Genomic DNA, 7,237 nt, shown 5'->3' with positions numbered 1-7,237 from the left:
CTCCTTTTACCTCCTGACTACTGACTCCTGACTCCTGACTCCTCCCCTACTCAATAAGTTTTTGATAAATGATATTAGCTATCTCTAATAATTGGTGTAGTTGCTAGAATTAGAGCTGCTTTTTGCATAACTTCAATATCAGAATTTGACCAAGAACGTGTATTCAGACATTGATGAGCAACTAGCAATCCCCATAACCTAGTAGAATTGAGAATTGGTACTACTAAATTAGCCTTAACTTGCATACTGCGGAGGAAATCTCGATGGCAAGGATGTATAGGTTCTAATTCAATATTTTCCATTAATCGTACTCTTCCATGTTGATAAAGAGCAGCATATTCATCATTAAAACATTCATCAGCTCCTGTCGAACCATAAATTGATAGATCCCCATAACTCAAAGACTCAAATGTTACTTGCCCTTTCCACTCACGATAAAAGTAGTACAATACCACTCGGTCTACTTGAAGATAATGTCTAATATTATCAATAGTTTTTTGGATAAAAGTATTCCGTTCCACATTATTAGCAAGACGACTTACAAAATTTTCTAAATCTGGGTCTGTATAAGATATATTTGGATTAGAATCAGGGTTTTTATTGATACTATTAGCCATAATCAGTATAAATCAACGTATAATTCTTTAAACTTGTCTAGGTTGAATCTTTAGGCTTGTTTATAGCTAAGACTTTTTTTCTTCCTAAAAAATTAGTTTCACTCATTTTTCCTAATTTGGCAAGGTATAGCAAAAGGCAGAAGGCATCCCCCCTACTCCCCTTTGAAAGGGGGGGAGAAGGAAAAATCTTGCTTTGTCTGGATTTTAGGCTTTTAATGTGTCCTAATCTTCGCTTCGACTGCTATATATCGGAAAATTTATCATTTTTAGCAACATTATTGGGTAATTAAAATGAAAAGAAGCAGACAGAAACCTCAAAAAGCATTTGTCAGACAAATCGGTCTTACAGAATTTAGAATCTTAGGAATTCCTAACTTTCACTGGAGTGATTTTTACCATTGGTTAATGAAAATTTCTTGGCCGCAACTATGGGGGATAATCATCAGTTTTTATTTTGTAATTAACACTCTATTTGCATTGTTATATTTAGGTAGTGGAAATGGAATTTATAACGCTAAACCTGGTTCCTTTATTGATGCTTTTTCTTTTAGCGTACAAACCATGGCTACTATTGGTTATGGTGCTATGTACCCTACAAATGTTTATACTAATATATTAGTAGCTATAGAAGTTTTTATTGGCTTAATTGGGGTGGCAATGATTACAGGGTTGATGTTTGCCCGGTTCTCATTGCCAACAGCGCGAGTGCTTTTCAGTAGGGTAGCAGTTATTTGTCCTTACAATGGTGTACCTACCCTCATGTTTCGCATTGCTAACCAACGCCAAAACTGGATAGTGGAAGCTCAAGTTAGAGTAACTGTATTACTTAATCCAGAGGTGACTCCAGAAGGGCATTCTTTGCGACGATTTTGCGATTTAAAATTGGTTCGTTCTGAAACACCTATGCTTGCTCTTAGCTGGTCAGTAATGCACCAAATTGATGAAGATAGTCCTCTATATGGTTGGTCTGAAGATGATTTTCAAAATATAAATAATCAGGATATTAGATTTTTTGTAACGTTTACGGGGTTAGATGAAACTGTTTCTCAAACTATTCATGCTCGTCATGTTTATAAATTAGACCAAGTTATTTGGCATCACCGTTTTGTAGATGTCATGTCTACAGGAATTGATGGTCAACGCTATTTTGATTACTCACGTTTCCATGATGTTGTGCCTTTGGAAATAAGTAAGAATGAGCGTCGAATTGAGATGTTAAAGTCTAATTAGGGTTTGCTGAAAAAGTATGCATGGGTGAGGGTAGGAGTCAGGAGACTCGAGTCAACCCACCCCTAACCCCTCCCAGGAGGGGAAGACAGGAGGAGTAAGGAATTTAGAGGAGACAGAAGGAAGAATTTAATTCGTGATTTTTCTGCCAATAGTCAACCCTTTCATCCTAACTTTATACAGCTCTTGCGTAGCAAAAACCTTGTACTTTTTCCAGACAAAAAACGCATAAAACCTTTATCTGTAAATGCTTTAAGATTTAATCAGCAAACCCTAATTATAAAAAATAGACATTTCCAGAAAAGAAGAAACAGGGAACAGGGAACACTTAACTGGGAACAGGGAAAAATAATATTATCAGGACTTATGCAGAACAACCATCTCTTGGTGCGCGTTCCCTCTCTTGGTCAGCATTCCGCAAGCGAGCTGTCGTCGTCGCGGGGTCGCACCGCTATCTAGTAGTGGCGAGTCGCGACTCGCCACTACACATAGCGGATAATTTGATATGCGTGCGTAAGTCCTGATTATGTTCGGATAAACACTAACTATTTTAACTCAGTTTTTTCACGGTTTTTTGACTAAAAAAATAAACCTATAAACTCTACTAATAGCACATCTAAACTAAATAAAATTGTAGGCAAAAAAGATATTCCAATCCATGCTTATTTAACTCAGTTTTTTTACGGTTACTTTACCCACAAAATCAACCTATAAACTTTACTATAAATGCTTTTCAGATTGATAGAATCCTTGTTTAATTTAAAAAAAAAATAACTACATTTTCTGGTTTTTAACTACATTTATATCGTTGTTAACTACATTTTTTTGACTACATTTTTATCAATCTATCTTTCCTGTCTTCCCTTGACATTTGCTATACTGTGAACAACCTTATAACAATCCTAAATTAGTCTTTAAATAAGGTTTGTATATAAGCCTAATAAAGCCGATAAATTTAACAACTTAGTAGAAAAAAAAAGTAACTAGAAACATGAATTTTCGTACAATTGACGGTAGCAATAACAACCTAGATCACCTTGAATATGGTCAAACTGGTGAAAACTTACTTCGTTTAACACCAGCAAACTATGCAGATGGAATACAAGAATTAGCTGAAGGCCAAAATCCTAGAGTAATTAGTAATGTTGTATTCAACCAATCAGAATCTATCCTCAACAACCGTAATTTAAGCGATTATATATGGTTATGGGGACAATTTCTTGACCATGATGTTACCTTGAGCGAATTACAGTCAGGTCCAACAGCAGAAAGGATTAACATTTTCATTCCTGAAGACGATACAAATTTTACACCACGTTCATTTATTCCTGTCACTAGGTCACTATTTGATGAAACTACTGGTACTAGCACTGATAACCCCCGCGAACAATTCAACGAACTTACTGCTTGGGTAGATGGTAGTAATGTCTATGGTAGTGATTCAGAACGCGCCGACTGGTTGCGCAGTTTTGATAATGGAAAATTGAAAGTTACCGAGCATTCTACAGGGGATTTACTGCCAACTGCAGGAGGCGATCCAAATGCTCCTCACATGGCAGGGGAAGATAGAACTGGTGAAGACACTTTTATTGCTGGTGATGTCCGAGCAAACGAAAATGCAGCCTTAGCTTCAATGCACACTTTATGGGTACGGGAACATAACCGGATTGCTGAAATTATTGCAAATACTCATACAGACTTACCTTTAGATCCTATTGCTCGCGATGAGGAGATTTATCAACGGGCGCGTAAAATAGTGGGTGCACAAATGCAGAAAATTACTTATGATGAGTTCTTACCTGCTTTGGGCGTAACTCTCGACACTTATACTGGATACGACTCCACTGTTAATCCTAATATTAGTACAGAATTTTCTACTGCTGGTTTTCGGATCGGGCACACTTTAATTAGTTCTAATTTACCACGTTTAAATGAAGATGGCACCCCCATTGAGGAGGGCGCCCTCACTTTAGCGGATGCTTTCTTCCGACTAGATCCTATAACTGAAGAAGGGGGAATAGAACCTTTATTGCGTGGTTTAGCTTCCCAGGTGCAGCAGGAAACAGATGCCAACGTAATTGACGACCTCCGAAATCTATTGTTTGGTCCTCCTAGTGGCGGACCTGTGGCAAATGGTTCAGATTTACCATCTCTGAATATTCAGCGTGGTCGCGAGCATGGTTTGGGCAGTTATAATGATGCGAGAGAAGCACTGGGGTTGACTAGGAAGAATAATTTTAGTGATATTTCATCTGACCTAGAATTAGTGGCAGCGCTGGAGTCAGTTTATGATAGTGTTGACGATATTGACTTGTGGGTGGGGATGTTGTCAGAGGATAATTTACCGGATGCTAGTATTGGGGAGTTGAATGATGCGATTTTAGCAGACCAATTTACTAGGTTACGGGATGGCGATCGCTTCTGGTATGAAAATGATTCTGACCTGGATAATTGGCAATTAGGCGAGGTGTCTGTTTCAGAATGGTTAGAGGATCTTCAGTTGTCGGATGTTATCAGGTTGAATACTACAATTGAGAATATTTCTGATGATGTATTCTTTGTTGCCAGCAATCATACTTCAGTACCTAATCTCAATGATGGTAGTCCTATTTCCTTAATTGTAGTGGCTAGTTTTTGTATGATTTTCAGCAGCTCTAATATTTGGAGTCGTTTACGGAAGATGTTGCCCAGTTTCAAGAAAAAGTAGTAGGGATTTGGGTTAGCTATCAGGATGTATCAGTCTTAATATTGGTGTATTTAAAAATCTACAACTTAGTAGGGACGTTCCATGGAACGTCTCTACTTTTGTCTACTCAGGAGAATTTATCTCCTGTTTCATTCACCAAAGATATTATCTGATTTGGAAATTATCTGCTGTCAGGTCTGGGTTATCAGAGAGAATAGCAAATTGACCGCCATCTCCGAAACCTGCTGCACTAACATTAGCATTGTAGAACAAACCACCTGTACTAGAATCATAGACGATAATAGCACTACTTGTCTCAGGACTACTGGTGACAACCTCAAACTCATCATCAAGATTTCCACCTGTTGCAGTAGTTATTTCTGTAAAAGTCCTTGTGTCAAGTAGAATTAAATCTAAATCAGTTTGGAAGTCTGTAATTGTATCTATACCTAAATCCTCTGATTGAAACGCCTCATTAGTGTTAAAGATAAAGCGGTCTCTACTACCACCACCTGTAAGTTCGTCGTTTCCTGCATTACCATTCAGGCGATCGCGACCAATACCACCTTGAAGAGTATCGTCACCCGCACCTCCTGATAAGAAATCGTTACCGGAACGACCTATCAATAAATCCCCACCGTTTTGCCCAAAGATTCTGTCGCTACCAATACCACTATTGAGTGTATCCTGACCGCCACCACCAACAAGGGTATCGTTACCAGCACCAGTAGCAACAGTATCGTCATTACCGCCTCCTGTGAAGGTATTATCACCACCAGGGTTAATCACTGTTCCGTCAACTGCGGAGAGAATAGCTAACTGTCCACCTTGCACTAAGTTCTCGTCTTCTATAATTCCATCTCTCAAACTATGAGCTTGAACATCAAATATAAAGAAGGTACCAGGATCTTGATCGAATAAATCGGAAACGTCTAAAATACCAGATGATTCCCAATCACCTATATCATTAGGGTCTCCATCAGTTTGAGGAATAGGATCTCCTGGCACAGCAGAGCGATCCATTTGAGCAACACGAGTCAAGTCCCCAGTTGTTGGATCTAACTTCCAGATGGATGCTTCTTCCCCAGATGTTTGACCAAATGCTCCAGTGGAGCGGTCTTCATTAATATAGATATTGCCATCATCTGCCCAATCTAAGTTGTCTGGACTACGCAGACCGAAATCAGGATCTGTAAACTGTCCATCACCTGCATCATCTCCATCGTAGAGAATTTCCAGGTCAGCAGTTATGGTGTCACCAAATTCTATGTCAACACTATAAGTTATTCCCCAATCATCATCAGGAAAACGACCGCCCCGACCAGTAGAAGCTAGCACTGCTTCTGTACCATCAGCAGGGTTTGTTGCCACATCTTCAGGACGAGAGAATTGAAAAGCACCTGCTTCTAGTGCTAGTGTATCTTGTTGAAATTGGGTAGCAAAACCTAAGTCATCATAACCCAACTCATCTTGAATGCTGCCATCGCCATCAGTATCCACTGCACTTCCTGCTTGACTTGGGTCGTAGTAATCAATCTCTACAAATGTGCCTGACTCACTGTTTCCTGTTCCGTTAAATCCTGCTGGATCTGGGTTAGTATCTGGGTCTTCTGGGTTTCCATCATCATCTACGACGCTATCTGGAGTATCACCCAGTTCATTATCAGGAACCCAGACATAGAGACTGCCTTGAGCTAAACCGTTACGTTCTAAAAATTCAGCATCTGCACTTGTATCTTTTTCTCCCACATACAAAAGTAGAGGTGCAGCTTCCCGGTCATCTCCTACCAATATCCCTACTTCGTCAGCGTTTCCTGTATCTACCTGAGTCACATTCTCCCAAGCAGCTCTTCCTAACCAGGGAACAGCATGAAGAGTATTATTTTCAATGTCTAAGGCAAATTCAGTTCCACCAAAGGTTTCTTCTCCTGTGAAATAAATGCTATCAACGATACCCGAACCACTTTCAAACTGACTACCTTCAACGTAGATAGAAGAGCATAAACGATTGATTCCTCCAAGTAGCTCGTTTCCTTCATCATCTATTACTACTCCAAATTCTAGGTCAGATGCATCATCTACTACATCACCATTACGATTGATAATAGTGTCATAAGCAACACCAGAATTGGTTACTTCCAGGGTATCCTTATCTATGTCAAAAAAGCTGACCCTAGCACCATTAAGTTCAGTTCCATTAGCTAGAGTGTAGTTATATCCAAGACCGCTCCTGAGCTCGTGGTTTACCAAAGCTCGAACAGTATTGTCATTAAGTTCATAAGCTCCGATACCATCGAGGATTCCGGGAGGAGTGTAATCTTCAATCGTTTCACCAACTGTAAACAGAGGAAAAACTTCATAACTATTAAGACCTGTCATTTGAGCAGGTTGAGTTGTTAATACCATAATTTACACATATCAATTTAGGACAACGAAAAAAGGTTTTCTGTAATTGAATCTTGAAGAGATAATTACTATTAAAAAACCTTATAAATCATATTGTCATAGTGATATTAACGGAAGTATATAAGAAGTATAAGTTTTGGTTAAAGGAAGATTAACGTTATGAAAAAATGAAGTGTTAAGATTTTATGTGGATAAAAAAATAAAAAGAATCTAAGAAAAGCTGATATTCTTTTCAGATAAATGATATGATTAAATCCTTTGATAAATTTTAACAATTTTTATCTATTGTAGATGTAATTGC

The 7,237-nt window shown here is 38.6% G+C and carries 4 protein-coding genes; 2 read left to right on the top strand and 2 right to left on the bottom strand.

Annotated features, from left to right (window positions below; all coding sequences use genetic code 11):
- Nucleotides 1–74: 74 nt before the first annotated feature.
- Nucleotides 75–617 (bottom strand): GAF domain-containing protein, encoded by a 543-nt coding sequence (locus tag F6K40_RS22170; RefSeq protein WP_293139271.1) that lies wholly within the window; start codon nt 615–617, stop codon nt 75–77.
- Between the two features lie 291 nt (nt 618–908).
- On the opposite strand from F6K40_RS22170, the gene F6K40_RS22165 reads away from it, so the two are divergent.
- Nucleotides 909–1,847, top strand: coding sequence for an ion channel (locus F6K40_RS22165; protein WP_293139270.1), 939 nt, complete (start codon nt 909–911; stop codon nt 1,845–1,847).
- Nucleotides 1,848–2,835: 988 nt separating this feature from the next.
- Nucleotides 2,836–4,551, top strand: a complete 1,716-nt coding sequence (locus F6K40_RS22160) for a peroxidase family protein (RefSeq protein WP_293139269.1) — start codon at nt 2,836–2,838, stop codon at nt 4,549–4,551.
- Nucleotides 4,552–4,695: 144 nt separating this feature from the next.
- On the opposite strand, the gene F6K40_RS22155 is transcribed toward F6K40_RS22160, so the two are convergent.
- Nucleotides 4,696–6,936, bottom strand: coding sequence for an alkaline phosphatase PhoX (locus F6K40_RS22155; protein ID WP_293139268.1), 2,241 nt, complete (start codon nt 6,934–6,936; stop codon nt 4,696–4,698).
- Between the last annotated feature and the right edge of the window lie 301 nt (nt 6,937–7,237).

Source organism: Okeania sp. SIO3I5, from assembly GCF_010672085.1.
GTDB lineage: Bacteria > Cyanobacteriota > Cyanobacteriia > Cyanobacteriales > Microcoleaceae > Trichodesmium.
This window is presented reverse-complemented; position numbering and strand designations above follow the sequence as displayed.